At 75.2% G+C, this 25,596-nt stretch carries 29 protein-coding genes, 1 pseudogene and 1 riboswitch; of the genes and pseudogenes, 19 read left to right on the top strand and 11 right to left on the bottom strand.

Annotated features, from left to right (window positions below):
- Positions 1 to 6: 6 nt before the first annotated feature.
- The 13 genes from BM093_RS28775 to BM093_RS36255 all read left to right on the top strand — a co-directional run bounded on the left by BM093_RS28775 (position 7) and on the right by BM093_RS36255 (position 11,611).
- The gene (locus BM093_RS28775; protein WP_093353469.1) at positions 7 to 867 is read left to right on the top strand and encodes a DegV family protein; all 861 of its coding nucleotides are present in this window, start codon (positions 7 to 9) and stop codon (positions 865 to 867) included.
- A gap of 316 nt (positions 868 to 1,183) precedes the next feature.
- Positions 1,184 to 2,146, top strand: coding sequence for a ComEA family DNA-binding protein (locus tag BM093_RS28780; RefSeq protein WP_245773864.1), 963 nt, complete (start codon positions 1,184 to 1,186; stop codon positions 2,144 to 2,146).
- A gap of 1 nt (position 2,147) precedes the next feature.
- Entirely contained in the window at positions 2,148 to 2,987 is an 840-nt protein-coding gene (locus BM093_RS36245; RefSeq protein WP_177238763.1) for a hypothetical protein, read from the top strand.
- A gap of 4 nt (positions 2,988 to 2,991) precedes the next feature.
- Positions 2,992 to 4,521 carry a recombinase family protein gene (locus BM093_RS28785; RefSeq protein ID WP_177238764.1) on the top strand — a complete coding sequence of 510 codons (1,530 nt, stop codon included), beginning with the start codon at positions 2,992 to 2,994 and terminating at the stop codon, positions 4,519 to 4,521.
- The gene (locus BM093_RS28790; protein WP_143105558.1) at positions 4,518 to 5,036 is read left to right on the top strand and encodes a hypothetical protein; all 519 of its coding nucleotides are present in this window, start codon (positions 4,518 to 4,520) and stop codon (positions 5,034 to 5,036) included. Before BM093_RS28785 ends, BM093_RS28790 begins: the two co-directional genes overlap by 4 nt.
- Before the next feature lie 162 nt (positions 5,037 to 5,198).
- Positions 5,199 to 5,435, top strand: a complete 237-nt coding sequence (locus tag BM093_RS36805) for a hypothetical protein (RefSeq protein WP_218162976.1) — start codon at positions 5,199 to 5,201, stop codon at positions 5,433 to 5,435.
- 65 nt (positions 5,436 to 5,500) lie between these two features.
- Positions 5,501 to 5,626 carry a hypothetical protein gene (locus tag BM093_RS38050; protein ID WP_281248743.1) on the top strand — a complete coding sequence of 42 codons (126 nt, stop codon included), beginning with the start codon at positions 5,501 to 5,503 and terminating at the stop codon, positions 5,624 to 5,626.
- Positions 5,623 to 6,330, top strand: coding sequence for a hypothetical protein (locus BM093_RS28795; protein ID WP_093353482.1), 708 nt, complete (start codon positions 5,623 to 5,625; stop codon positions 6,328 to 6,330). Before BM093_RS38050 ends, BM093_RS28795 begins: the two co-directional genes overlap by 4 nt.
- Positions 6,331 to 6,452: 122 nt before the next feature.
- Positions 6,453 to 6,869: a hypothetical protein gene (locus BM093_RS35410; RefSeq protein ID WP_143105559.1), complete on the top strand. Its 417-nt coding sequence runs from the start codon at positions 6,453 to 6,455 to the stop codon at positions 6,867 to 6,869.
- Positions 6,866 to 9,334, top strand: coding sequence for a hypothetical protein (locus BM093_RS28805; protein WP_093353490.1), 2,469 nt, complete (start codon positions 6,866 to 6,868; stop codon positions 9,332 to 9,334). The genes BM093_RS35410 and BM093_RS28805 overlap by 4 nt, the downstream gene beginning before the upstream one ends.
- 194 nt (positions 9,335 to 9,528) lie before the next feature.
- A complete protein-coding gene (locus tag BM093_RS35415; protein ID WP_143105560.1) occupies positions 9,529 to 10,077 on the top strand; it encodes a hypothetical protein in 549 nt (182 codons plus the stop codon).
- A 47-nt stretch (positions 10,078 to 10,124) separates the two neighbouring features.
- A complete protein-coding gene (locus BM093_RS36250) occupies positions 10,125 to 11,147 on the top strand; it encodes a hypothetical protein (protein WP_177238765.1) in 1,023 nt (340 codons plus the stop codon).
- On the top strand, positions 11,144 to 11,611 hold the full coding sequence (locus BM093_RS36255; protein ID WP_093353499.1) for a helix-turn-helix domain-containing protein: 468 nt from the start codon (positions 11,144 to 11,146) through the stop codon (positions 11,609 to 11,611). The genes BM093_RS36250 and BM093_RS36255 overlap by 4 nt, the downstream gene beginning before the upstream one ends.
- Before the next feature lie 34 nt (positions 11,612 to 11,645).
- Here the strand turns inward: BM093_RS36255 and BM093_RS28820 are convergent, their stop codons facing one another.
- Positions 11,646 to 11,834 carry a hypothetical protein gene (locus BM093_RS28820; RefSeq protein ID WP_093353504.1) on the bottom strand — a complete coding sequence of 63 codons (189 nt, stop codon included), beginning with the start codon at positions 11,832 to 11,834 and terminating at the stop codon, positions 11,646 to 11,648.
- A 152-nt stretch (positions 11,835 to 11,986) separates the two neighbouring features.
- Here BM093_RS28820 and BM093_RS28825 point away from each other — a divergent pair, with 152 nt between their 5' ends.
- From BM093_RS28825 to BM093_RS28835, 3 genes are all read left to right on the top strand, one after another.
- The gene (locus BM093_RS28825) at positions 11,987 to 12,346 is read left to right on the top strand and encodes a hypothetical protein (RefSeq protein WP_143105562.1); all 360 of its coding nucleotides are present in this window, start codon (positions 11,987 to 11,989) and stop codon (positions 12,344 to 12,346) included.
- A gap of 90 nt (positions 12,347 to 12,436) precedes the next feature.
- On the top strand, positions 12,437 to 13,456 hold the full coding sequence (locus BM093_RS28830; protein WP_093353513.1) for a site-specific integrase: 1,020 nt from the start codon (positions 12,437 to 12,439) through the stop codon (positions 13,454 to 13,456).
- Positions 13,453 to 14,136, top strand: coding sequence for a hypothetical protein (locus BM093_RS28835; RefSeq protein ID WP_093353516.1), 684 nt, complete (start codon positions 13,453 to 13,455; stop codon positions 14,134 to 14,136). Before BM093_RS28830 ends, BM093_RS28835 begins: the two co-directional genes overlap by 4 nt.
- An 87-nt stretch (positions 14,137 to 14,223) precedes the next feature.
- Here the strand turns inward: BM093_RS28835 and BM093_RS36260 are convergent, their stop codons facing one another.
- The 6 genes from BM093_RS36260 to BM093_RS28870 all read right to left on the bottom strand — a co-directional run bounded on the left by BM093_RS36260 (position 14,224) and on the right by BM093_RS28870 (position 17,121).
- Positions 14,224 to 15,255: an HK97 family phage prohead protease gene (locus BM093_RS36260; protein WP_093353519.1), complete on the bottom strand. Its 1,032-nt coding sequence runs from the start codon at positions 15,253 to 15,255 to the stop codon at positions 14,224 to 14,226.
- A gap of 47 nt (positions 15,256 to 15,302) precedes the next feature.
- Entirely contained in the window at positions 15,303 to 15,539 is a 237-nt protein-coding gene (locus BM093_RS28845) for a hypothetical protein (RefSeq protein WP_093353523.1), read from the bottom strand.
- A 422-nt stretch (positions 15,540 to 15,961) separates the two neighbouring features.
- A complete protein-coding gene (locus BM093_RS28855) occupies positions 15,962 to 16,180 on the bottom strand; it encodes a hypothetical protein (RefSeq protein ID WP_093353532.1) in 219 nt (72 codons plus the stop codon).
- A gap of 79 nt (positions 16,181 to 16,259) precedes the next feature.
- On the bottom strand, positions 16,260 to 16,448 hold the full coding sequence (locus BM093_RS28860; protein ID WP_093353547.1) for a hypothetical protein: 189 nt from the start codon (positions 16,446 to 16,448) through the stop codon (positions 16,260 to 16,262).
- Positions 16,445 to 16,933, bottom strand: a complete 489-nt coding sequence (locus BM093_RS28865) for a hypothetical protein (RefSeq protein ID WP_093353552.1) — start codon at positions 16,931 to 16,933, stop codon at positions 16,445 to 16,447. The genes BM093_RS28860 and BM093_RS28865 overlap by 4 nt, the downstream gene beginning before the upstream one ends.
- Positions 16,930 to 17,121, bottom strand: coding sequence for a hypothetical protein (locus BM093_RS28870; RefSeq protein ID WP_093353557.1), 192 nt, complete (start codon positions 17,119 to 17,121; stop codon positions 16,930 to 16,932). The genes BM093_RS28865 and BM093_RS28870 overlap by 4 nt, the downstream gene beginning before the upstream one ends.
- A 72-nt stretch (positions 17,122 to 17,193) precedes the next feature.
- Between BM093_RS28870 and BM093_RS37615 the strand changes: the two are divergent.
- A pseudogene (locus tag BM093_RS37615) lies at positions 17,194 to 17,859 on the top strand (ComEC/Rec2 family competence protein); the annotation flags it as partial.
- A gap of 1,041 nt (positions 17,860 to 18,900) precedes the next feature.
- On the opposite strand, the gene thrC reads toward BM093_RS37615, so the two are convergent.
- Entirely contained in the window at positions 18,901 to 20,166 is a 1,266-nt protein-coding gene (gene thrC, locus BM093_RS28880; protein ID WP_093353562.1) for a threonine synthase, read from the bottom strand.
- Positions 20,167 to 20,172: 6 nt separating this feature from the next.
- Positions 20,173 to 20,324, bottom strand: a riboswitch (SAM riboswitch).
- 130 nt (positions 20,325 to 20,454) lie between these two features.
- Between thrC and holA the strand changes: the two genes are divergently transcribed.
- Entirely contained in the window at positions 20,455 to 21,444 is a 990-nt protein-coding gene (gene holA / locus BM093_RS28885) for a DNA polymerase III subunit delta (RefSeq protein WP_093353601.1), read from the top strand.
- Between the two features lie 112 nt (positions 21,445 to 21,556).
- Here the strand turns inward: holA and rpsT are convergent, their stop codons facing one another.
- Positions 21,557 to 21,820 carry a 30S ribosomal protein S20 gene (gene rpsT, locus BM093_RS28890; protein WP_093353567.1) on the bottom strand — a complete coding sequence of 88 codons (264 nt, stop codon included), beginning with the start codon at positions 21,818 to 21,820 and terminating at the stop codon, positions 21,557 to 21,559.
- A 334-nt stretch (positions 21,821 to 22,154) separates the two neighbouring features.
- On the opposite strand from rpsT, the gene lepA reads away from it, so the two are divergent.
- Positions 22,155 to 24,017 carry a translation elongation factor 4 gene (gene lepA / locus BM093_RS28895; protein ID WP_093353572.1) on the top strand — a complete coding sequence of 621 codons (1,863 nt, stop codon included), beginning with the start codon at positions 22,155 to 22,157 and terminating at the stop codon, positions 24,015 to 24,017.
- 87 nt (positions 24,018 to 24,104) lie between these two features.
- On the opposite strand, the gene BM093_RS28900 is transcribed toward lepA, so the two are convergent.
- Positions 24,105 to 24,575: a MarR family winged helix-turn-helix transcriptional regulator gene (locus BM093_RS28900; protein ID WP_143105563.1), complete on the bottom strand. Its 471-nt coding sequence runs from the start codon at positions 24,573 to 24,575 to the stop codon at positions 24,105 to 24,107.
- Positions 24,576 to 24,754: 179 nt separating this feature from the next.
- A partial coding sequence (locus BM093_RS28905; protein WP_093353606.1) for a zinc-binding dehydrogenase occupies positions 24,755 to 25,596 on the bottom strand: 842 nt, incomplete at its 5' end.

A 25,596-nucleotide genomic window follows, 5' to 3' on the forward strand; every position in this document is an offset into this window, starting at 1 on the left:
CCCGCCGTGCCCAGCTCGCCGGTCGCCGTGGTCACCGACTCCACCGCCTACCTCCCGCCCGGCGCGGCGGAGCGGCACGGTGTGCACGTCGTCCCGCTGGAGGTCCGGCTGGGGGAGCGCACCGCGCAGGACGGCATCGACGTCACCCCGGCGGAGCTGATCACCGCGCTCGCCGACCGCGACCTGCTGGTGCAGACCTCCCGGCCGGCGCCGGCGTCGTTCGCCCGGATGTTCCGGGAGCTGCTCGACGACGGCGCCGAGGAGATCGTCTCGGTGCACCTGTCCCGGGAGCTCTCCGGCACCTGGGACGCGGCCCGGGCCGCGGCGCAGGAGGTCGATCCGGAACGCATCCGGGTCGTCGACTCCCGGGCGATCGCGATGGGGCTCGGGTTCGCGGTGCTCGCCGCGTGCGACGCCGCCGCATCCGGTGCCCGCGGTGTCGCGGTGGCGGCTGCGGCGGGAGCGGTGGCGGCCCGCTGCCGGGTGCTGTTCGGGGTCCAGGACCTGGAACGGCTGCGTCGCGGCGGGCGGATCGGGGCGGCGTCCGCGCTGCTCGGCGGGGTGCTGGCGATCAAGCCGTTGCTGCACCTGTCCGAGGGGCGGATCGCGCCGCTGGAGAAGGTGCGGACGACCACGCGGGCCACCGAGCGGCTGGTCGCGCTCGCGGTCGCCGAGGCGGGCGGGCCGGGCGCCCGGCTGGCCGTGCACCACCTGGGCGCCGAGGAGCGTGCCGAGGACATCGCCGACCGGTTGCGCGAGCAGCTTCCCGACGCCGCCGAGCTGCACGTCTCGGAGGTCGGTGCGGTGATCGGGGCGCACGTCGGGCCGGGTCTGGTCGGCGTGGTGGTCGTTCCCGCCGGGACGTAGCGGACGCCGGTACCAGATACCGCCGACACCTCGGGGCGTCCTGGGCCCGTGTGGGCCCGGTCGTCCCCAATCGGCCGGACCGTCCACAGGTGCGCGGATCGCGGGGGCAGCGGGCCCGTCCGCTCCTAGCGTCGAGCGTGTGACCAGGACGGACGGCACCCGTGACGCGGCCCGGCGGCTCGCCGGGTTGAACGGGCACCCGCGTGCCGGGGGTCCAGCGGGGCTGCCGGGGCCAGGGCCCCTGCCGGTGGCAGGGCGTCCGCCGGGTCCGTGGGGTCCGCGGCCGGAGCCCCGGAACCCGGCGGATCCGCCGACGGTGCCGTTGGCCCTCGGCCCGCCGCCGGGCGGTGACGGTCCCGTCGGAGCGTGGCCGGACCCCGACGGGCCGGTCGACGATCTGCGGCACCCCCTCGCCCGTCTCGCCGAGCAGGAGGGCCGCGGGAGCCCGGAGCCCGGCGGGTCCGCCCCGCACCGTGGCCGCCCGTCCTGGGCGCGCCGGGTCGCGCTGCGGTGGCTGCCGCCCTCGCTGGCCGGCGCCCGGGTGGACCCGGGCCGGCCGGGTGCGCTGGTCCTGATCGTGGTCGTGCTGGTCGGCGCGGTCGTCGCCGGTGTCGGGGTGTGGTCGAACCGGCCGACCGCGGAGCCGGTCGGCGGGCTGCCGCCGGTCGCCGTGACCCCCGCGCCGGACGCGGCCGCGCCCGGCGGTCCGGCGCCGGACGACCCGGTGGCCGCGGGCCCGGCGACCGGGGGGCCGCTCGTGGTGAGCGTCGTCGGCAAGGTGGCGCGGCCCGGGCTGGTCCGGATCCCGGACGGGGCGCGCGTCGCCGACGCGGTCGACGCCGCCGGGGGAGCGATGCCGGGGGTCGACCTCGCCGTGCTCAACCTGGCGCGCCGGGTCGGCGACGGCGAGCAGATCGCGGTCGGCGTCCCGCCGGCCCCGGACGCCGCACCGGGGGCGCCCGCCCCGGGCGGGGAACCGGCCTCCGGCGCCGAGCCGGGGAGCGCACCGGGGAGCGCGGCGCCGGGCGGGGCGGGGGCCGGCACTCCGGGGGCCGGCGGCACCGCGGCCGGGAACACCGCGGCCGGGGCGAAGGTCGATCTGAACCGGGCGACCGCGGCGGACCTCGACGCACTGCCCGGGGTCGGCCCGGTCACCGCCACGAAGATCATCGACTGGCGCACGGCGAACGGTCGGTTCAGCCGTGTCGAGCAGCTGCGCGAGGTCGACGGCATCGGCGAGCGGCGGTTCGCGACCCTGCAGGCATTGGTGACGGTCTGAGATGCGCTCCCGGGCCGGCGACACCGGCGAGCGGCCCGCCCCGCCGGACCTGCGCCTGGTACCGGCGGCGCTCGCGACCTGGGCCGCGGTGCTGTGCGGGCTGCTCGGCGGCCCGGCCGGGGGCATCGCGGCCGCGCTGCTCGCCGCGACCGCGGTCCCGGTGGCGCTGTTGCGGGCCCGGATCAGCGCCCGCGCGGCGGCTCCCTCCTCGACGGTCCTGGCGGCCGGTGGGTGCGCGGTGGTGGCGGCCGTGCTGGTGACCGCGCACGCGTCCGCGCTCGCCGCCCACCCGTTGCGTGCCCCGGCCGAGCGGGGCGCCGCGGCCGAGGTGCGGGTCGTGCTCACCGACGACCCGCGGGTGCTGCGCACCGCCGGCGGCGGTGACGAGTCCGGTGCCGCCCGGGCGACCGCACTGGTCCCCGCCGCGCTCGTCACCGCCACCGCGGGGGACACCCGGTACCGGACCGGCGGGAAGATCCTGCTGCTGGCGCCCGCCGACACCTGGACGGGGCTCCTGCCCGGCCAGGAGCTCTCCGCGGCCGGGTTGCTGGCCCCGGCGCAGCGTCCCGACCTCACGACGGCCGTGCTGCGCGTGCGCGGGGCGCCGCAGGAGGTGGGGCCACCGCCGTGGTGGCAGACCGCGGCCGGCTCGTTGCGGGACGGGTTGCGGGCCGCGGCCGGGTCCGCGCTCCCCGAGGCGCCCGCCGGGCTGCTCCCGGGCCTGGCGATCGGCGACACCCGGGCCCAGCTGGCGGAGACCGAACAGGACTTCCGGACCGCGGGGCTCGCGCACCTGGTGGCGGTCTCCGGAGCCAACCCAGCAGAGACCATGTCATGCTAGCAGGGTGAACCCACCGTCCTCACCCCGTCGGGCCGTCGCCTACGCCCGGGTGTCCCGGCTCGCGACCGGCGACGAGCGCGGCCAGCACGACGCGAAGTCCGTCGGCCAGCAGCTCGACGAACTCCACCGGCTCGCCGAGCGGGACGGGGTGGACGTGCTCGCCACGTTCCGCGACGACGGCATCAGTGCATCCCGATATGCGCGCGGCAAGGTCCGCGACGGCTGGCAGGCCACAATGGACATGATCATGTCCGGTGACGTGGATGAGCTGTGGGTCTGGGAGATCAGCCGTGCCACCCGGGACCGGCCGGTGTGGGCCGCGCTGGTCGGGGCGTGCACTGCGCAGGGTGTGAAGATCACGGTCAACGGCCGCGTGCACGATCCGGGCGACCCGGACGACGGGTTCATGCTCGATCTCGCTGCGGCACTGGCGGTCCGGGAGTCCGGCACCACGTCCAAGCGGATCCGGCGCGACGTCGCCGCCCGCGCCCGGAAGGGTCTCCCGCACGGTCGCATCCCGTACGGGTACCGCCGCGTCTACGACCAGCACACGAAGGCGCTGATCCGGCAGGAGGTCGACCCGGACACGGCGAAGATCGTCCGCTATCTGGCCGGGCAGGTCCGGCGCGGTGTCGCGTTCTACCGGCTCGCCCGGAAGATGAACGACGACTGCGTGCCCTCGCCGGAGACGCACCGGATGCACCGGTCAGGGGTGCAGGGGCCGGGCCAACCGTGGCGCGTGGACCAGGTGGAGGACGTCGTCGCCTCGCCGGCGATGGCGGGGCTGCGGGTGCACCAGGGCAAGGTGCTCGACGAGGTCACCGCTGCGTGGCCGGCTATCATCCCGCTCGCGACGCACCGGGCGATCGTGCGGATGCTCGCCGACCCCGCCCGCCGGTCGCAGACCGACGCATCGGCGAAGTACCTCCTCACGGGGCTGGCGACGTGCGGGGAGTGCGGCGGGAAGATCCGCAGGATCAAGAACCGGGGAACTCCGTCGTACGCGTGCGCGGGCAATCGGGCGCAGCACATGGCCGGGGCCCGCCGGTTCTGCGTCAGCCGCAAGATCGAGTTCGTCGACGCCTACGTCACCGACGTGATCGTGGAACGGCTGTCGCAGCCGGACATGCTGGACATGTTCGCCCCGGAGGACAGTGCCGACGCCCGGGCGGCTGCCCGCCGCGACCTGGAGGAAGCCCGGGCCGACCTGGAGGCGCTGCGCGCGGCCGCGAAGGCGCGCACCGTCTCGATCGTCTCGTTCCTGGACCTGGAGCCCGGGCTGGTCGCCCGCGTCGCCGACGCCGAACGCCGCGTGCAGCCGGTCGAGGTACCGGCGCTGTTGGACGAGGTCGCCGGCCCCGACGCGGCCGCCCGCTGGGAGGCGCTGGAGCCGGAACAGAAGCGGGAGATCATCCGGATGCTCGCCGACATCCGGATCATGCGCCGGCCCGGCACGTACCGGGGCCGCACCGACTTCGACCCATCGCTGGTCCGGATCAAGTGGCGGCGGCCGGGACGGCAGGCGGCAGCGTGACCGCCGTCGACTGGGGCCCGGTACCCGGCGTGCCGATGGCCGAGCAGGCGCGGATCGTGTGCCGGCACGGCGGCGGCGCCCGGGTGCACGACGTGGACGCGTTCTGGTCCGAGATGGACGTGTGGCACGGGGCGTCGTGCGGGCCGCTCGCGCCGGCCCCGTACGACCAGCACGACCGGTCGGTCCGTCCGCACCTCGGGGCGGAGGCGTACCAGCGGGAGCCGGCGGCACCTCGGTCGGAGCACCGCCGGTCTCGGCTGTTCCACCGTGCGGGCGGGGCGTGGCCGGAGTGGGTGGGGCGCTGCGAGCACTGCTCCCGGGCGCCCCGGGACCGGCGCGGCCGGCGCACCGTGCGGGGCGAGCACCGGCTGGCGGGGGAGTCGCTGGCGCTGCTGCTCGACGGGGCGGCGTCCTGCTGGCTGGCGGAGATCGACCTGTTCGACCTCGCGAACCACGGCGGGCGGGGCACGGCGGAGGCGATCGTGCGGGGGCGGGCGCGCGTCGCTGCGAGCTGACCACCACCGCATCGGTATGGTTGGACTGTCGCCATTGCAGGCGGCCGGCGAGCGGGCGGCCGACATGAACCGATCCCGCCACCCTTCCCATCGGGTGCCGCCCATGATCCACCGGAGCGGGCACCGACCCGGGACGACGATCCGTCGTGCCCGGAGGCACCGATGCCCGCAGCTCCGAAGCCGCTGGTCCGAGCCCGCATGGTCAAGGCCAGGGCCCTCCAGTCGTACCCCGCCGATCACCCGGTGGCCCGTGACGCCACCCGCCGCTACGCCGTAATCCGCGCCCGCTACGTGCTCGCCGACCTCATGGCCGGCGTCGACCCGCTCCACCCCGACGAGGTCGCTTCCCTGGTCGCAGTGCTGCCGCAGGTCGCCCGCCCCGAGGCGGTGCCGGCGTGACGGCCGGCGGGGCCCCCGCTCGGACCCGGGGGATCGACCGAACGTCGCCGGAGTGGCGGGCAGCCGTGAAGGCTGCCGTCGCCGATGCCCCGCCCGTCGACGACGCGACCCGCGCACGGCTGCGGGCGATGCTCGCCGTCCCGGCCGGTGAGCAGCCGGCGCCGGCCCGTACCGGGGAGGTGGCCGCGTGAACGCCGCGCTGCCGCTCCCGCCGTACGGGAGCCCGGTCGGCCGCCGGGTCGCGGCGACGATGGCGAGGCTGGGCGACGTCGCGTCGGTGACGACGGCCCGTGACCTGCTCGCCGACGCGGTCCACACCGGACACCGCTGGGAAGTCGCCGACGGCGACCGGATCGTGGGCACGCGCCACGGTGCGTCGACCTCGCGGGACCTGACCGGCGAGATGGTCGCCGCATTCTGCCGGGACCGCGCCCTCGGGCATGTGCCCGACGACCCGTTCGGAGGTCGCCTCACCGACGTCCAGGCGGTCGCCGACGAGGTGGCAGACGAGGTTGCGGCCCTGGTCCGGCGGGACGTCGTCCGCGCCGCGCGGACGACGACGCTGTCGCTGGCGGAGTCGGTCGCCCGGCGTGTGCTCGCCTCCCGTATCGCCTGGCTCGACCAGGCCGGTAGGTGCTGGTGGCGACCGGCTGGCCCCGCCGACCCGGTCCGGGGCGGTACCGGCGTGACGGTGCCCCCGCCGATCGGCGGCGACCGGGGCCGGTCCCTGCTGGACATCTTCCGGCGGCTGCCGGCGGACGCGGTGGAGGTCACCGAGGGCGTCGTGCGGGCGGCCGGGATGCCGACGCTGTCGTCTCACGAGCGTCCGCACTGGCCGGACGTCCTGGCCGAGGTTCGCCAGCTCGCCGGTGCTGGCGCGGCCACCCACCCCTGACAAGCAGAACCGGCCCGGGTCGCCACCCGGGCCGGTCCCATCGTCCGTGCTCGTCAGGCGTTCCAGTTCCCTCCCCGGGCGACCGTTCTGACCAGCGCGGACCTCAATCGAGAGGTCGTACGATGCGAGACCAGACTAGCCGATCCGGCAACGGCCCGGCGACCCCGCCGACGTGCCCGGACTGCGGCGCCGAGGCGACCCCGCCCGTCGGCGCCGGCGGGCACCAATCTGCCCCTACCGGCTGGCATCGTGACGGTTGCCCGGTCGCGGCTGCCGAGCGCGACCGCACCCGCGACGACGTAGCCGAGCTGGACCGCCTGCGCGCGGCCGGGGTGCGGCCGCTGCTGCGTCGCCGGCTGGCGTGGACCGAGTGCGTCGCCCTGGAGATCATGGCCGGCCGGCCGGTGCCGCGCCGGCTGCGCCGGCTCGCCGTCGTCAGTGTCGTGAGGGTCGCGCCGACGACGCTGCTGCGGGTCGTGGAGCACGACGGCCTCGTCCTCTCGGCGCAGGTCGCGGACGTTCCGGCGGTGGCGCGATGACGGCCGGGGCGTACCTGGACCCGGACGACGGGCCCCTAGACGACGTAGACGACAAGCGGCCGAGCCTGCATCTGCGCAAGGCGGAGGCCGCTCGGTGGCTCGATGTCGTGTTCGGCGACCGGCGCGGCTACGTCGCGATGGCCTGGGGGCTCGACCCGTTCCGCAACGCCGAGGGCCGCTACGAGCATCGGCGCTGGGTGGAGCGCTCGTATGCGTGGCCGGCGTCTCGGGATGAGCTACTCGGGGAGGTCGCGGAGCTGCTGGCGGCTGCCGACGACGGGAACCTGTCGGTCGACGTCTACGTGACGCCGCACCTGCGGACGAGCCGTGGCCGGCGCGGGCCGACCAATCCCAAGGGCAGCAACGCGCTCCCGCCGACGCTGCTGCACGCCGACATGGACGGCCCGGCGGCGGACGGCGAGTTGTACGACCTGCTGGCGTCGCTGCGGACCGCGTCGGGCACGGACGGGCACGAGCACGGCATCGTCTTGCTGGACGCCCCGCTGGACGATCGGGCCCGCTGGGTGCAGTGCCAGCGTGCGCTCCGCGACCGGCTCGGGGGCGGGGTCGACGACAAGATCGCCGACAACGACCTGCTCCGGCTGCCGGGCACGGTGAACGCGAAGCCGACGGTGCCGGCGTCGGGGCCGACGGGGCCGCCGCTGCCGGTCGCGCCGATCGGCTGGACCGGGCGGGTGTGGTCGCTCGCGGAGCTGGCCGACGTGCTCGGGGTCGATCTGGACCAGCCGGCTCCGCCGTTACCCGTAGCCGCTGGCGGGACAGCGGACGCCCCGGAGACGGTGCCGGCCCCGACGAACCTGCCCGATCGGCTGCGCCGCGCGGTCGACGGGTTCACCGAGGCACCGAACAAGTCCAACGCGTGGCAGCAGCTCGTGTCCCTCGCCGTGGTGTTCGGCTACGGCCGCGACGAGTCGTTCGCGCTGGTGGTGGAGCACGCGCTACCGCACATCGGGCGGTTCGCGCCGCGCGCGCTGGTGGAGTTCGACCGATCCTGGGCGAAGGCGCAGGCGTACCAGGCGCAGCGGCCGGACCGCGATCGGCGACGTCCGGCGCTGAGCCCGGTCTCCGACGGCACCGCTGCGGCCGCTGAGTCAATCGGAGAGCGCGCCGAGCCACTGGCGCTGGACGACGCCCGCGCGGTCGTGATCGCGCCGAGCGAGCGGGCACCGGCGGACCTGCTCGCGGGCCTGCTGGCGTTCCTGCGGACGTGGCTGCTGATGCCGGACGTCGTGCCGCTGGTGGCGGCGCTGGCGGTCGCGGTGGGCGCGCGGGACGGCGAGGGCGACCCGGCGTGGCTTCTGCTGATCTCCGACCCGTCGTCCGGGAAGACGGAGATCATCCGGCTGTTCGACGCGGTGGCGGAGGCGCGTCTGGACGATGTGACTGTCGCTGGCCTGCTGAGCTGGTCGAAGGGCCGGAAGCCGCACCCGGTCGGGGTGCTGACCCGGATCCGGCGCGGCCTGCTGACGCTCGGGGACCTGTCGACGCTGCTGGCCGGCTCTGACCACGGCGGTCGGGACGCGGTGTACGCGCTGCTGCGCCGGGTCGCCGACGGCGAGGTGGTCCGGGACGTTGCGGCCCCGTCGGGCGCGGCCGTGCCCGGGTCGCTGTCCTGGTCCGGCCGGATCCACATCATCGGCGGCGCGACATCGGTGATCGACCGGTACGCGAACCACACGGCCGCGCTCGGTGACCGGTGGCTGTCGTGCCGCCCGCACCCCATGACCCGGGCGCAGAGTCGGGAGGCGGCCCGGATGTGCCGGGCCCGGGACCTGCCTGAGCACCGGGCGCACGGCGCGAAGCTGGTCGCCGAGCTGGTGGCGACGGCGCGGACCCGTCTGGACAACGACGCGGACCTGTCGGAGCCGTTGGCGGCGCTGATCGAGGATGCGGCACAGGTGACGGCGTGGGGTCGGGCGTCGGTGCCGCGCGCGGCCTACGGCCGGCGCGAGGTCGAGGGTGTCGCGACGGTCGAGGCGCCGATGCGGTTGGTGCGGCAGCTCGACGTCGTCGCGCGCGGCGTGCTGGCGCTCGGGCTCTCGGAGCAGGACGCGGCCGTGGTGGTCCGGCGCCTGGCGGTCGACTCGATGCCGGCGCAGCGGGCCGGGGTGCTGCGGGCGCTGGCGGGGTGCTCGGAGCCGGTGAGCACGGCGCAGGTGGCGCGTCTGGCCGGCGAGGCGCCGGGGGCGCGGCCGCTGCACTGGAACGTCACGGCACGGGCGCTGGAGGAGCTGTCCACGGTCGGTGTGGTGGACGCGATCGTCCTCGGTGGGGACGGCTCGGAGGGGCCGGACGCACCGGCTACGGAGAGCGGTACGGCGGCGGACGGCCGGGTGTCGACCCGCTGGCGGCTCGCCGATGCCGATGCCGAGGTCGTCCGCGATGTGATGACCGGTCTGACCTGCATGGATTTGTCACACGAAGCCGGGGCTGCTCCCTCGTGAGGCGCACAGAGATCTCACACGAAGTAGGGGTAGCACCCCCCTCCTCCTCCTCTAAAGGGGCGTTTCGCCCCGCAACGCCAGGCGATCGGGGCGGCGAGCGCCCACCGCCGGCGGTCTCGTCGTCGTCTCGGGGGGTTGGTCCCCCGGTCTCGTGTGACATCCCGACTCAAGATCCACAACCGGAGGTTCTGACCATGCCCACTACCGACCCGACGGGGCCGGCCGCGCTGGCGTTCGACCGGCTGCTGACCGAGGCGCCTCCGGATGTGCTCGCGGCGATCGCGGTGCTCGGTGCGGATCTGCTGCCGCCCGGGCTGGCGGACCAGGTCGAGGCGGCGACGGCAGAGCAGGCGGAGAGCATGACGCTCGCGGCTGGTGCGCTGGACGGGGAGCGGGTGGCGGTCGATCCGCGTTCGGTGCCGGCGTGGGCGCGGTTGGGTCTGGCCGACGCGTTCGCGCGGTGGGCGCTGTGCACCGGTGAGACGTGTCTGCACGCGCCGACTCCGGTCCGTCCGGGGCCGGTCGTGGCGGCGGCGTGGCGGCCAGGGCTGGTGGTGTGCCGGCAGTGCACGCACCTGCTGGCGCTGCGGCCGCGCTCGGACGCGGACATGCGGTGTGACGGGTGTGGTCGGGTCACCGGTGGTGTGGAGGTCGGTGACGGTCTACGCCAGGTGGCGCTCCAGGCGGGGCCGCTGCTGTACATGGCGGGTGCCTGCGGTGAGTGCATGTGGACGGTGTCGTGAGCGGGCGGGACCCGGCGCGCGCGCGAACGGCAACACCGCCCCGGGTGATGGCTGGTGTGGGCGCGGCCCGTGTGGACGTGGTCGCCGGCCCTGCTCCCGCGCTCCCGTCCGTTCCGGCCCGCCCCGATGTCCCGGCATCCCCGGACCGGCAGCGGCGATCTCAGGGGCCCGTAGCGCTGGCGCCGGAGCACCGGCGCCGTGGCGCGGAGGCGGCGGAGGTCGGCACCCTCGGGCACGGGCTGGGGCCGGAGTCGTCGGCGTCGCGGCGCGTCGGCGAGGCGGCCCGTGCGGTGCTCGGTGCGAGCCCGGCCGGCTGGGTGCCGCTGGTGCGGCTGGGGGCCGCGCTGGTGTCGACGGTGCCGGGTGGCCGGTTCGACGTCGCCGACCCGGACGACGTGGCGATCCTGGCCCGGATGCTGGCCGCGTGGACGTCGCGGTGGCGCCGGTTCGGCGTGGAGTTCGGGGAGGTCGCGGGCGGCTCGGTGTGGACGGCGCGCTGCCCGTCGCGGAACGCGGAGACGTCGACGCTGTGGGTGGCGATCGCGGATCGCTGGTCGCTGGCCCGCTGGGCTCAGCGGGCGGAGCGGGAGCGGCCGCCGGAGCCGGCCGTGCCGGAGCCGGTGGCGGCGGCCGGGCTGGCCGCCGTCGCGGACGCCCTGGCCCCGGACGCGGACCGGGTCGCGGAGGGCCGTAGGAGTGTGGCGTGGTTGCGGGCGGCGGCAGTGGCCGGTGGGGCGCCGTGGCCTCCGCCGGTGTTCTGGCCGTCGACGGGGCGTCCGCCGCGTCCGGAGGAGCGGCCGCCGCCGGTGACGGCCGGCATGACCGACGTGCCGGGCTGTGTGCACGGCCTGCCGACCTGGACAGGGACGCGGTGCTTCCCTGCCGGCCGGGACGGGTGGCGGTGTCGCCGGTGCGGGCGGGTGACGCCGGTGACGCCGACGGTGGCGGGGCCCCGGCTGCTCGCGTGCCGCTGTGTGGTCGGGGAGATCGCGTGCTTGCACCCGGTGGGTGGGCCGTTGGCGCCGCGCCCGGCTGGCGCTGGTCGCGGCCCGGCGCGGGGTGCTCGGTGATCCCGCAGGCGCGGCCGCGCCGCCGTGAGCTGGGTGAGGTGCCGGCTGCCGAGCGGTCGGCGCTGCGGGCCGGGTTCGGGTCGGTGCTGGCGGCGGAGCGGGCGGCGCTGGGGTGGACCGGCGCTGATCTCGCGCACCGGGTGGACGCGCATCCGAGCACGGTGCGTCGGTTGGAGTCGGGGCACCGCCGGCCGACCACGTCGATGGTCTGGCGGCTCGCGCGGGCTCTGCGGCCTCGGGGGACGATCCGGGATCGGGTGGCGGTGGATCAGCGGTTGCGTGCGGCGGCCGGCGGGCTGTTGGTGGTGTCCGAGACGCGGCCGAACCGTCGGCGGGAGCGGGTGCGTGCGGAACTGGAGGCGGCGGCGCGTGCTGCGGGCGGGCCGGTGGTCGGCGACCAGAGCGAACGCCTCGGGCCGCTGGTCGTCGCCGAGCTGGCCCGGGAGTTCGGAACGTGGGCGTGACCGGGCTGCTCCGGGCGTGCGCCGCCCCGGGCGGCTACTCGCTGGCGTCGCTGGGCACGCCGCCGATGCCCTCCAGATCGGTGAGGTCACCGTCGTCGTTGTGCTTGCGCAGTTCCTGGTCGTCGGCGACGCCGACTCGTTCGGCCTGTCGCACGAACTCGCGGACGTCATTGAGGGTGACCTCCTGGGTGAGGTCGAGGAAGACATGCACGTAGGTCGCCATGCGGCGGGACGATAGCGGCGCCACGACCCGCAGCCGAGACCAGGCTGGCCGGTCCCGGCGCGGCGTCTCCGGGTGGCGGTCCGGTTCGCGATCGTGAACCGGGTGAACGGGGTCGGTGCCGCCGGCGTCGCGGCCGTGCTGTGCTGGCTGGTGTGGACGACGTGGAGCGGCGGCGCCGGCTGGTCGAGGCGGGGCACCCGGCGGTGACGGGGCCGGGGCGCCTCCCGGTGTCGGGGCTCGCCGGCCGCGACCCTGGGGGCATGGCGGAGCAGAGCGAGCAGGAGGCGGACCGGTCGTGGCCGCACCCGGCCAGTGAGCGTGCCCGGGAGTCGCAGACCTGGCGAACGCCGGCGGAGGGCTACCCGGTGTCGGAGGGCGGGGCGGGCGCGTGGGCGGAGCCGGATGGGCCGGGGCAGGCTCCGCCGCCGATGACCGGGACCGGGGTCGCGTACAGGGTGGGGTGGCTCCACGGCACCGCCGGGCCGGACGACGGCGGGCCGGGGGCGGCGTAGGCGCTCGCCGGTCGCGGTAACGGCCGCTTGCCTGCGTCCGATTAAACTCCCGATAAGGCATGTTATCGGGAGTCAGAATTGGGGACGGTCATGATCGACAGCGCGGGTGTGGACCTGGTGCCGGCCGAGACGGGCACGGCCCTCGCGGTGCGACCCGCCGTCGACGCCTACCTGTCCGAGGCGACCCGGGCGCGGATCGTGGAGTCCGTGCCCACCAACACCCGCCGCGCCTACTCCCGCCAGTGGGCCGCGTTCACCGACTGGTGCGACCTCGCCGGCCGCACCGCCCTGCCGGCGACGCCGGAGACGCTGGCCGAGTACGTCGCCCAGCTCGCTGACGCCGGCCAGGCCCCGACGTCGATCGAACAGGCCATCGCCGCCGTCCGCACCGCGCACCGCACGGCCGGCCACCGGGGTGCCCCGGACACCGAGGCGGCCCGCCGGGTGCTGCGCGGGCACCGTCGGCAGCGCGCCGAGAGCGGGGGCCGCGCCCGCCAGGCTGTGCCGGTCACGATCGACAGCCTGCGGGCGATGGTCGACACCACCGACCCGGCCACTGCGCGCGGCCTGCGGGACCGGGTCGCCCTGGTGCTCGGACTTGCCCTCATGGGCCGGCGCTCCGAGCTGGTCGCACTGGACCTGGACGACGTCACCGAGACCGACGACGGGCTGCTGGTGTTGATCCGGGCGTCGAAGACCGACCAGGACGCGCACGGTGTCGAGGTCGCGATCCCGCACGGGCAGCACGCCGACACCGACCCGGCCCGGCTGGTGCGGGCGTGGCGGGCGATGCTCGCCGAGCACGGGCACACGACGGGCCGGCTGCTGCGGTCGGTGACCCGGCACGGCCGCATCGGGTCGTCGCTGTCTGCCGACGGGCTCGGTGACCTGGTGCAGGCCGCCGCCCGGCGGGCCGGGCTGCCGAACCCGGGCGGCTACTCCGCGCACTCGCTGCGCGCGGGCGGGGCGACGGCCGCCTACCGGGCCGGGGCGCCGGTGTCGACGATCGCCGCCCACGGCCGGTGGGCGCCGGGCTCGCCGGTAGTGCTGTCCTACGTGCGGTCGGTCGACCGGTGGCGGGACAACGCCCTGGCCGGCGTGGGGCTGTGACCGTGCTCGTGGCGCTCCAGGTGTGGGCGCAGATCGTCGGGCCGGTCATCGCGGCCGTCGCGGCAGGGGCATCGTGGATGAGCGCGAAGGCGTCGTTGCGCACCGCCGGTCGTGCCGATCAGACGGCCGCCCGGGCGGCGGAGGCGCTGTCGCGGGTGACCCGACCGGAGCTGAACTACATCGCGATCAGTCCGAGGGGTGCGCGGGTGACATCGTCGCCGTTCGTGGCTGACCTGGTGCTGCGCAACGACTCCCCGCACTCCGGCTACGTGTCGGCGGTGCGGGTCGTTCGGCGCAGCGACGGCGTCGTGCTCGCCGAGGCGTCCGGGCTGGACGTGCCGATCCTGACGACGCCTGAGCACACCTACGTGCCCATCGGCCGGATGACGGCGGCGTTCCCGGACGGTGACCGGTCCGGCTGGCCGACCGACGAGCCTCCGATCATGTGCACCGTCGAGTTCACCGACGCTGCCCGGCTGGCCCGCTGGCGGCAGTCCGCCTACAGCAACGAGGGTCGCGACGTTGACGAGCGTGTGGGCGGCGGGACGGTGGTGTTCACCTACTCCGACGCACGCCAGGCGTACGAGCCGGTACCTGCCGGGGTGGACCCGGATGCGCGCAGGCCACGGCGGGGTCGGTTGCGCTTGGCGTACGCGGCGCTGCGAGGGCGGCTCGACTGAGAACACCCGGGTGCACTGCCGGGCCCGTACTCGCGTCTCCCTCCCTGACCGCGCGCCTCCCGCCCGCTTGCTGGGTCCGCCGCCGGCTCAGTAGCGCCGGCGAGCCGAGGTCGTCGGCGACCAGCCGAGCCCGGCCGCGCTGTCGTCGGGCACCAGGTTCGCGCCGGCGTCCATCGTCAGCGGCCGCTGGAACGCCCGGGCGGCGTCGTACTCCTCGGGCCCGGTGAGCGGCACGTCGCCGCGTGCGGCGCGCCGGTTGTCGTCGGCCAGGTCCCGCATGAGGGCGACGCAGGCCGGGCAGATGACGTCGCGGCCGAGGTCGCGGCCGCCGATCCGGCCGCCGGCCCGTTCCCCGCAGAACGCGCAGGTCAGCTCGCCGGCGGCCCGCTCCGTCTGGTCGTCGCCGCGTTCGGCGAGCAGATCGGCGACGACCCGGTCGGCGCAGCCGGCGCAGGTGAGCGCGGCGGTCGCGGTCGGCGGGAGGGGTCCGTCCCCGGTGGGGGTGCCGACGGCGGGGCGGCCGCACAGCACGCAGGCGGCCATGTCGACGGGGTCGACGACGGAGCGGATCGCGGTACCGGCCACGGCCTTGACCTCCATGCCCTCGTGCGGGGACTTGATCTCGGTGAGGCGGGTGAACGGCGACGTGCCGTGGAGGACGGGTCCCCAGGTGTAGAGGTCGAGGTCGGTGATCTCGCGGACGCCGCCCCGGTGGCGGGCGCCGCCGTCGGGGACCCGGTAGCCGATGCCGTAGGACTGGCCGTCGCCGGCGGCGCGGGCCAGGGCGCGGGCGTCGCGGCCGTCCCTCGTGTCGATGTAGCGGGCGGTGGCGACCAGCGCGCCGGCACCGGCCGGCCAGCGGGTGCCGTCCGGCGCGGTCGCGGGTAGGGCGGGGTCGCCGGGGCGCAGCTCGCGGATGTCGGTGGTGATGCCGGCGGTGCGGTTCCAGTCCTGCCCGACGCAGAACCCGGGCCGGCGGGCCCGCAGTGTGCGGGCGAAGCATCCGACGGCGAGCCGGTCGCCGGTGTCGTCGACGACGCCGGTGAGGGCGACGATCGCGGTCACGGTGCCGGGGCCGACGGTGGCGGTGCTGCTGGTCGTGCTGGTGGGGGCGCTCACCGCTCCAGGGTCGCGACCAGCGCCGGCGGCACGACCGAGGCGCGCCGCTACGGCCGGCCCGGTCCGGCGTGCTCGCGGTGCTCGCGGGCGAGCCGGAGCCCGGCGTCGCGGGTGATCCGCAGGTGCACCCCGCCGGCCGCGCACCGGGAGCAGGCGGTCCAGCACAGGTCTCCGTCCGGGCTGGAGGCGACGACGGCGCGCAGGCCGTCGGTGGACCGGCAGGACCAGCAGGCGACGGCGACGGGGCAGGGCTCGGGCACGGGGACCACCTCCGTGCTGGTCATCGCCGGCGGGTGCTCGGGCGTTCCGGCCGGCCGGATGTGTGGCCGGTGCGGGCCCGGCGTGGCCGACGGCCACCACCGGCGAGCGGTGCGTTCCCGGCGAAGGTCTGGCCGTCGATCGGCCGGGCCGGCGGCTCGCGGAACACCCGGCTGCCGGTGAGCCGGCGGAGCGTCCGCCGGCCGGGCCGCTCCACAGTTCCCCATCCGGCGCAGGCGGTGCAGTGGCGGACGAACCGGCGGGTCTGTGGGTGCCGGTGGGTGCGCTCACCCCGGCAGCACCGGCACGTTGCCCAGGGCCGCACCGTGCACCAGGCGATGGGCACGACGGCGGCGACCATGATCAGGATCGGCCACCACGGGACGTTCACGAAACGCTCCGTCCGGTCGAGGTGCGCCACCCGTCACGGGAGGCGTTGCACGTGCTGTTAGTGCAGGTCAGGGCGTTGCATCGGGTCGGTCGGCGGGTCAGCCGGGGCCGGATGTGACACCTGCGGGCCGTTGCGGGCCGCGCCGGGCCGGATTCCCCGGATACGCGCGATCGCGAGGGCGAGGTCGGTGCTGCGCCGGCGCACCCCCTCGCCGCGACCGTTCCTGCTGGTCAGGGCCCGGATCATCGGGTGGCGCAGGCTGTGCCAGCGGGTCACGTCGCGCCGGATCGTGCTCGATCGGAGGCGCAGGACGTGAAACGGGGCGTCGCAACGCGTGCAACGCCCCGTTTCATGATCATGGTTGCTGGTCGTTCTCCGGCCGGCCGGACAGCCGGTCGACCACTGCCCGCGCCTCCCGGTCGTCGAGGAGCTGCCAGCCGTCGTGCTCGCGGCGCTCGACGGTGACCGCGCCGTCGCTGGACTCCCGGACCCGGTACCGGCGGCCGCCGTCCAGGTGCTCGGACACCCGCTCCCGGCCGGTCATTGGGAGCCCTCCGGCCGCACCGACCAGGTGCGCCGGCTGGCCGCGCCCGGACCGGCCAGCAGGGTCACGGCGGCGACGTAGTCGTCTGCGTCGGTGCGGGTCGGGAACCGCAGCGGCGGCGACGTCCACGTGCCGTGGTCCGGGTGCGGCTGGGTGTAGGTGACCAGGTGCGGGCCGACCTCGGCCGGGGCCGGCTCGGCGGCCAGCGACGGGCAGGCGGCGTCCCGGCACGGCTCGCCGGGCCCGGCACCGCAGGCGTCGGGGAAGCCGGTGCACGCCGGCGTCGGCGCGTAGCCGGGCTCCGCGCACTCGCCGTGCCCCTGGGCGGTGTCGTGGCCGGAGGCGTGCACCAGTGCCAGGACGTCGCCGTCGGAGACACCGCACCAGCGGCACTCGCCCGGCCGGTCGTCGGGGAACCCCCGGTCGGGTGGGCCGGTGTGCAGGACGTCGCGGACGGCGTCGCGGATCCGGTCCGGGCCGGTCATCCGAGCACCACCGGCAGCAGCAGGACGGTCAGGGCGAACGTTACGGCGGCCGCGCCGGCGCTGGCGGCGAGTGCGGCCAGGATCCGGGCGGTGCCGGGCCGACGTGCGGTCAGCGGCCAGGTCTGGGGGTGGGCGCGGTGCCGGGCGGGCCGGCGGCGCTGGGGGAGGGGTCGGGCAGGATCGGACACGGGCGTGACCTCCAGGGGGTCGCGTCAAGGCCCTGGTCGCGCGGGTGCGATCCGCCGGCCGGGGCCGTCTACATGTCCTCTGCTGGACTCGCCGGCGCCAACGTCGCTGTCGTGACGGGCGCCGTGCTGCTCCTGCTCCGCGCGTTGCGCACCGACCCCCGGCTCGCCGCGGCGGCCGCGCTGCTCGCGCTGATCGGGTTCGTGCTGCTGGCCCGGCCGTCGCCGTCGGTGCTGCGGGCCGCGGTGATGGGCGCGGTGGTGCTGCTCGCGCTCGCGGCCGGGCGGGCCCGCTCCGCCGTACCGGCGCTGGCGGCCGCCGTGCTCGGCCTGCTGCTGTACGACCCGGCGCTGGGCGTCGACGCCGGGTTCGCCCTGTCGGTCGTCGCCACCGGTGCCCTGGTGCTGCTCGGTCCGGGCTGGACGGCGGCGTTGAAGGACCGGGGCGTGCCGTCCGGACCGGCCGAGGCACTCGTCGTCCCGGTGGCGGCTGCGCTGGCGACCGCCCCGCTGATCGCCGGGCTGAACGGGCAGATCGGCCTGGTCACGATCGTGGCGAACCTGCTCGCGGCCCCCGCCGTGGCACCGGCGACCGTGCTCGGGGTGCTCGGTGCCGTGCTCTCGGCGGCGAGCCCGGAGGCGGCGTGGGCGTGCGCGTGGCTGGCCGGGCCGTTCGTGCACTGGCTGGTGCTGGTCGGCGACCGCGCGGCCGCCGTGCCCGGGGCGACCGTGCCGTGGCCGGCCGGGACGGGCGGCGCGCTGCTGCTCGCCGGTCTGCTGCTGGGACTGCTCGCGATGGGGCGGGTGCCGCGGCTGCGGGCGCTGCTGGTGGCGCTGCTGGTCGGCGCGCTGATCGTGCTGGTGCCGACCCGGTTCGTGCCACCCGGCTGGCCGCCCGCCGGGTGGCGCGTGATCGCCTGCGACGTCGGTCAGGGCGATGCGCTCGTGCTCGCGACCGGGGTGCCCGGCCACGCCGTCCTCGTCGACACCGGCCCCACCGACGACGCCGTGGACGCCTGCCTGGACCGGCTCGGGGTACGGGTACTGGAGCTCGTGGTGATCACGCACTTCCACGCCGACCACGACGGCGGCCTGGCCGGAGCGGTGCGCGGCCGGGCGGCGCGCGGCGTCGCCGTGGGCCCGGTGCGCGACCCGGCGTCCGGGCTGCGTGAGATCGCCCGCATCGCGGGGGCCGCCGGGGCCCCGGTCGTCGGGCTCGCGCGCGGTGCGGTCCTCGGGTGGCCCGGCCTGCGCCTGGAGGTGCTCGGCCCGGTGCACCCACCGTCCTCGGTGGACGGCGACGACGGGACCGCGGTCAACGACGGCTCGCTGGTGCTGCGGGCCGGCACCCCGGCCGGGACGGTGCTGCTCACCGGCGACGTCGAGCTCGCCGCCCAGGACGACCTGCTCGACGCGGGCGGCGACCTGCGGGCCGACGTGCTCAAACTGCCGCACCACGGCTCGCGCAAGATCGTTCCGCGGTTGCTGGACACCGTGCGGCCGCGGGCCGCGCTGATCAGCGTCGGCAACGGCAACACCTACCGGCACCCGAACCCGGAGCTGGTGGACCGGCTCGAACGCTCGGGTGTGGCCGTCGCCCGCACCGACCGCTCCGGCGACGTCGCCGTCACCGGTGACGACCCCGGCGGGCTGACACTGGTGGCCCGCGGCGACCCCCGCCCGGCCCCGGGCCGCCGCGGCCGCGGGCCCCACCGGCGGCAGCCGGGGGCCCGGCGCCCGGTCCGGGGGCGGAACGAGGCCGGGCGGAGGAGCCCCGGTGCCTCAGCCGCGCTGCGCGAGCGCCTCGCGGACGGCGGCGCTGGTCGACGGCACCGTGGCCGTCGGACCGACCTCGCCGGACACGGCGTCCAGCGTCTTCAGGCCGTCACCGGTGATCATCAGGACGGTCTCGGCGTCCGGGTCGAGCGCGCCGGCCTCGAGCAGCTTGCGGGTGGTCGCGACCGTGACCCCGCCCGCGGTCTCGGCGAACACGCCCTCGGTCTCGGCGAGCAGCCGGATCCCGGCCACGACCTCCTCGTCGGACACGTGCCCGATCGAGCCGCCGGTGCGGCGCACCGAGTCCAGCACGTAGGGACCGTCCGCGGGGTTGCCGATCGCGAGCGAGCGGGCGATCGTGTCCGGCTTCTGCGGCTGGATCACGTCGTGACCGTCCTCGAAGGCCCGCGCGACCGGCGAGCAGCCGGTGGCCTGGGCACCGAACACGGTGTACGGGGTCGGCTCGACCAGGCCCAGCGTGGCGAGCTCGGTGAACCCCTTGTCGATCTTGGTGAGCTGCGAGCCGGACGCGACCGGGACCACGACCTGCTCGGGCAGCCGCCAGCCGAGCTGCTCGGCGACCTCGAACCCGAGGGTCTTGGAGCCCTCGGCGTAGTACGGGCGGACGTTGACGTTCACGAACGCCCAGTCCTCGTGCTCGGCGGCCAGCTCGGTGGCGAGCCGGTTGACGTCGTCGTAGTTGCCGTCCACCGCGAGCAGGGTGCCGCCGTACACCGCGGTGGTGATGATCTTCGGCTGCTCCAGCGAGGACGGGATCAGCACGACCGAGTCCCAGCCCGCGCGGGCGGCGGCGGCCGCGACGGCGTTGGCCAGGTTGCCGGTCGAGGGGCAGCAGAGCACCGAGAAGCCGAGCTCACGGGCGGCGGCCAGGGCCACGGCGACCACGCGGTCCTTGAACGAGTGCGTGGGGTTGCCGGTGTCGTCCTTGACCCAGACCTTGCGGATGCCGAGCGCCGCGGCGAGGTTGTCGGCCTCGATCAGCCGGGTCAGCCCGGGCTCGGTGTTCGCGTGCTCGTGCACGGTGCTCGGCACGGGCAGCAGGTCCTTGTAGCGCCAGATCGACTTCGGGCCGGCCTCGATCGACGCCCGGGTCACCGCGGGGAAGTCGTAGGCCACCTCGAGCGGGCCGAAACACTGCGGGCAGGCGAACTCCGCCGCGAGCGGAACCTGGTGCCCGCACTCCCGGCAGGACAGCGCACGCGCCGGCCCCAGGTCGTAGGAGGTGGTTTCGGGCGCAGCAGTGAGAGTCACGAGATCTCCTCATCTGTCCCGCCGGGCGGCGGGTCGGAATTGGCACCGTGTTCGTCGACGTCCGGGCACACGCGTGGACGCGCGGCCGGGCGGATCGTCGTGCGACGCCGGTTGCCGGGGCTTCAACGGGCCGTTCCCTCTGCCCCTCTGGATGAGCCGTATTCGGTTGTGTGTCCGGGCCGGGGACCGGCCGGAGCGAGGAGGACGTTACGTGACGTCGTGTGTTCGTGGCCAGCCGCCACCTCGATCCCGGACGCGGCCGACCGCTCGTCGGGGGTGTGCGCCACGATGGGGACCGTGAGCAGGACCCGTGACGCCGGCACCCCACCCGCACCGCTGCAGCTGGTCGTCGGGGACGAGGAGTTCCTGGCCGAACGGACAGTGTCCGACCTGGTCAGACGGGTGCGCGAGCACGACTCCGAGGTCGAGCTGCACCGGCTGCGGACCTCCGAGGTCGCGCCTGACGAGCTCGCCGGGCACCTGAGCCCCTCGCTGTTCGCGGAGGGCCGCGTGATCGTGCTCACGCACGCCCAGGACGCGACCAAGGACATGGTCACGGCGATCTCGCGGTACGTGCGGGACCCGGCCGAGGGGATCGTCCTGGTCGTCCAGCACGCGGGCGGCGCCAAGGGCAAGGCGCTGGTGGACCTGATGAAGAAGTCCGGAGCGCACGTCACGACCTGTGCGCGGATCACCCGTGCCGACGAGCGCTCCGACTTCGTGCACGCCGAGGTCCGGCGCAACGGCGGGTCCATCACGCCGGGCGCCCTCGCGGTGCTCGTCGAGGCGGTCGGCTCCGACCTGCGCGAGCTCGCATCGGCGGCCGGTCAGCTCGTCTCCGACACCGGCGGGCGGATCGACGAGGCCGGGGTGCGGCGCTACTACCGGGGCCGGGCCGAGTCGTCCGGCTTCGCCGTGGCCGACGCCGCCGTCGCGGGTGACCGCCGGGGTGCGCTGGAGGCGTTGCGCTGGGCCCTGGTGCTGGGCGTCCCGCACGTGCTGATCGCCGACGCGCTCGCCGACTCGGTCCGCACCCTCGCCAAGGTGGGGTCCGCCGGCCGCGGCGACCCGAACCGGCTGGCGAGCGAGCTGGGCATGCCGCCGTGGAAGATCCGCAAGGCGCAGGGGACGGTCCGGCAGTGGCGGCCCGAGCAGCTGGCGGTCGCGATCGCCGCGACCGCCGGGGTGAACGCCGACGTCAAGGGCGTCGCCGCGGACCCGGAGTACGCGCTCGAGCGGGCCGTGCTCGCCGTCGTGGACGCCCGCGGGGCCCGCTGACCGGCCGCACACCGACGGCCGAACAGACGAGGGCCGCACAGACGACGGCTGCACAAACGACGACGGCGCCGCCCCGAGCGGGGCGGCGCCGTCGTGCGGTGAACCGTGGGGCTCAGGCGCCCGTCTGGTTGAGGCGCTTCGCCATGGCCGACTTGCGGTTCGCGGCCTGGTTCTTGTGGATGACGCCCTTGCCGGCCGCCTTGTCCAGGGCCCGGGCCGCCTTGCGCTGCAGCTCGGTGGTGTTGTCGGCGCCCTGGTCAGCGGCCTCGCGGAAGTGGCGGATGGCGGTCTTGACCGACGACTTCACCGACTTGTTGCGCTGCCGGCGCTTCTCGTTGGTCTTGACCCGCTTGATCTGCGACTTGATGTTGGCCACGTCTGCCTCTGGTCTTCCTGCCTGCTCAGTACGGCTGGTCTGCTTGCTCTGCGTCTCTGGCTTGCTCTGCGTCCGGTCCGCTCCGGCGGCACCGAACGGCATGGCTGGAGAGAGGGTCCAGGGCCGTTCCGGGCGAGCACGCCGAGCGCTCGACGCACAAGGTTACCAGCGGCGTGCCGGGGTCCCGCTGCGGGTCACCGGAGCCCGGTCGGGGCCCGCCGGCCGCCCCGCGGTGGCCCGTGCCCGGTACCACCGCACCCGTCCCGCGCGACATGGGACGATGGGCGCGAGTGCCACCTGCCCCGACGCGACTGCGAAAGCCGAGTAGAGCCGAGTGACGACGTACGCCGACCGCACGTTCACCCCGCCGGAGCGTATCCGGAACTTCTGCATCATCGCGCACATCGACCACGGCAAGTCCACACTGGCCGACCGGATGCTGCAGATGACCGGGGTGCTCGAGGCGCGTGACTACCGGGCCCAGTACCTGGACCGGATGGACATCGAGCGCGAGCGCGGGATCACGATCAAGGCGCAGAACGTGCGGCTGCCGTGGAGGGCGAAGGATGCCGACGGCGTCGAGACCGACCACGTGCTGCACCTGATCGACACACCCGGGCACGTGGACTTCACCTACGAGGTGTCCCGGGCCCTGGAGGCGTGCGAGGGCGCGATCCTGCTGGTCGACGCCGCGCAGGGGATCGAGGCACAGACCCTGGCCAACCTGTACCTGGCCATGGAGAAGGACCTGCACATCATCCCGGTCCTCAACAAGATCGACCTGCCGGCGGCGGAGCCGGAGCGGTACGCCGCGGAGATCGCCCACATCACCGGCTGCGAGCCGGAGGACGTGCTGCGGTGCTCGGCCAAGACCGGTGACGGGGTCGAGGCCGTGCTGGACGCCGTCGTCGCCCAGGTACCGGCGCCGGTCGGCGAGTCCGACGCCCCGGCCCGCGCGATGATCTTCGACTCGGTCTACGACACCTACCGCGGCGTCGTGACCTACGTCCGTGTGGTGGACGGCAAGCTCACCCCGCGGGCGAAGATCAAGATGATGTCCACCGGTGCCGAGCACGAGCTCCTCGAGATCGGCATCGTGTCCCCGGAGCCGAAGCCGTCCGACGGCCTGGGGGTCGGCGAGGTCGGCTACCTGATCACCGGGGTGAAGGACGTCCGCCAGTCGAAGGTCGGTGACACCGTCACCACCAAGCGCGGCGGCGCGGAGTTCCCGCTGACCGGCTACCGCGAGCCGCAGCCGATGGTCTACTCGGGGCTGTACCCGATCGACGGCTCGCAGTACCCGATGCTGCGCGAGGCGCTGGACAAGCTCCAGCTCAACGACGCGGCACTCACCTACGAGCCGGAGACCTCCGGCGCGCTCGGCTTCGGCTTCCGCTGCGGCTTCCTTGGCCTGCTGCACCTGGAGATCACCCGGGACCGTCTGGAACGCGAGTACGACCTGGACCTGATCTCGACCGCGCCCAACGTCGTCTACCAGGTCACCACCGACGACGGCACCGAGCTCGAGGTGACCAACCCCAGCGACTGGCCCGAGGGCAAGATCGCCGAGATCCGGGAACCGATCACGAAGATCACGATCCTGGCGCCCGCGGAGTTCGTCGGTGCGATCATGGAGCTGTGCCAGAGCCGGCGCGGCCAGCTCGGCGGGATGGACTACCTGTCCGAGTCGCGGGTCGAGCTGCGCTACACGATGCCGCTCGGCGAGATCATCTTCGACTTCTTCGACGCCCTGAAGTCCCGTACCCGTGGCTACGCCAGCCTCGACTACGAGGAGGCCGGCGAGCAGGCGTCCGACCTGGTCAAGGTCGACATCCTGCTGCAGGGGGAGCCGGTCGACGCGTTCTCCGCGATCGTGCACAAGGAGTCGGCGTACTCCTACGGCACCTCGATGGCGACGAAGCTGCGCGAGCTGATCCCGCGCCAGCAGTTCGAGGTGCCGATCCAGGCCGCCGTCGGCTCCCGGATCATCGCCCGGGAGACGATCCGGGCGATCCGCAAGGACGTGCTCGCCAAGTGCTACGGCGGCGACATCAGCCGCAAGCGCAAGCTGCTGGAGAAGCAGAAGGAGGGCAAGAAGCGGATGAAGACGATCGGCCGCGTCGACGTCCCGCAGGAGGCCTTCGTCGCCGCGCTGTCCACCGGCGGCGGCCAGGCCACGGAGAAGCCCAAGAAGTAGCGGGACCGGCACTCGCCGGCACCGGATATGGAGCGGGCCCGACCCCCGAGGGGGTCGGGCCCGACGTGTACGTGGGGGAGGAGGGAGCTACAGGACGGATCCCGTGCGGGGGCCGGGGATGGTGCTGTCGCAGGCGGCGGGGCGCGCGGCGGGAGCACGGCGGGGGGACAGGATGCGCTGCACCCGCTGGCAGACCGACTCGACGACGGTCCGCCCCTCGGCGGAGAGGTGCACGAGGACGCGGCGGCGGTCGAGCGGGTCGGCCGACCGGTAGGCCAGCTTCTTCTCGACCAGGCGGTCGACGATGCGGGTCGCCGTGGGAGCGGGGAGCGACGTGTGTCCCGCGATCTCGCCCATGCTGCGGCCGGTGCCGCGGGCGAGCATCAGCAGGACCCGCCAACCGTCACGGCTGACATCGGTCGAGGACGGGTTGGTGGACAGGGCGCTGGCCACGGCGTGGTCGACCCGGTCCAGGAACTCGACGACACCCGCGGCTCCAGGCGTCGGGGCGGCCATGGTGGCCGTCCCCGACGCCCGTCGACTGAAAGGCTCGGTCACGATGACGGACTGTACTTGTCATTCGGCCGAAATCCGACACTATCCTGGGGAAACCCGTTCACAGCGCCGGGCGGTCGTCACACTGCGGTGACGAACATGGCGTGGACCAGGGCCGATGGTCCCGGGGGACCACCGTCCGGGTGGATCACGACTAGATCACACCCCGATCACGTAACGCCTCAGCGGGTGAGCACGATCTTCCCCGCCGTCCGTCCGGCCGCCATCGTCTCGAACGCCTCGGCCGCGGAGTCCATCGGCAGCTCGGTCCCGATCTCCGGCGCGATCCCGGCGGTGGCGACGAAGTCCATGAGCTGGGCCAGCTCGTCGCGCGTCCCCATGGTCGACCCGACGACCTCGAGCTGTAGGAAGAACAGCCGCTGCAGGTCCGCCGGCGGGTTCGGGCCCGAGGTCGAGCCGCAGATCACGATCCGGCCGCCCGGGCGCAGGGCGCGCATCGAGTGCTTCCACGTGGCCTCGCCGACCGACTCCATCACGGCGTCGACCTTGCCCGGCAGCTTCGCCCCGGACTCGAAGGTCGCGTCCGCGCCGAGCCGCTCGGCCAGCGCCCGCTTCTCCTCGTCGCGGCCGGTGACCCACACCTGGAACCCGGCGGCCTTCCCGAGCTGCACGAGCGCGGTCGACACACCGCCGGAGGCACCCTGGACGAGCACGGTCTGGCCCGGCTGCAGCCCGGACCGGGTGAACAGCATCCGGTAGGCGGTCAGCCACGCGGTGCCGAGCACCGCCCCCTGCGCCGGGGTGAGGCCCTTCGGGGCGGGGATCGCGTTGCGGGCCGGGACAATCACCCTGTCGGCCATCGTGCCCTGGTGCTTCTCGGTGAGCAGCGTGCGCCGGGGGTCGAGGGTCTCGTCCCCGCGCCAGTCCGGGTCACCGATGATCGGGTAGAGGACGACCTCGGTGCCGTCGGGGAGGGTCCCCGCACCGTCGCAGCCGAGGATCATGGGGAACTGGTCGGGCTTGATCCCGACGCCGCGCAGCGTCCAGAGGTCGTGCATGTTGA

The organism is Pseudonocardia ammonioxydans, from assembly GCF_900115005.1.
Taxonomy (GTDB): domain Bacteria; phylum Actinomycetota; class Actinomycetes; order Mycobacteriales; family Pseudonocardiaceae; genus Pseudonocardia; species Pseudonocardia ammonioxydans.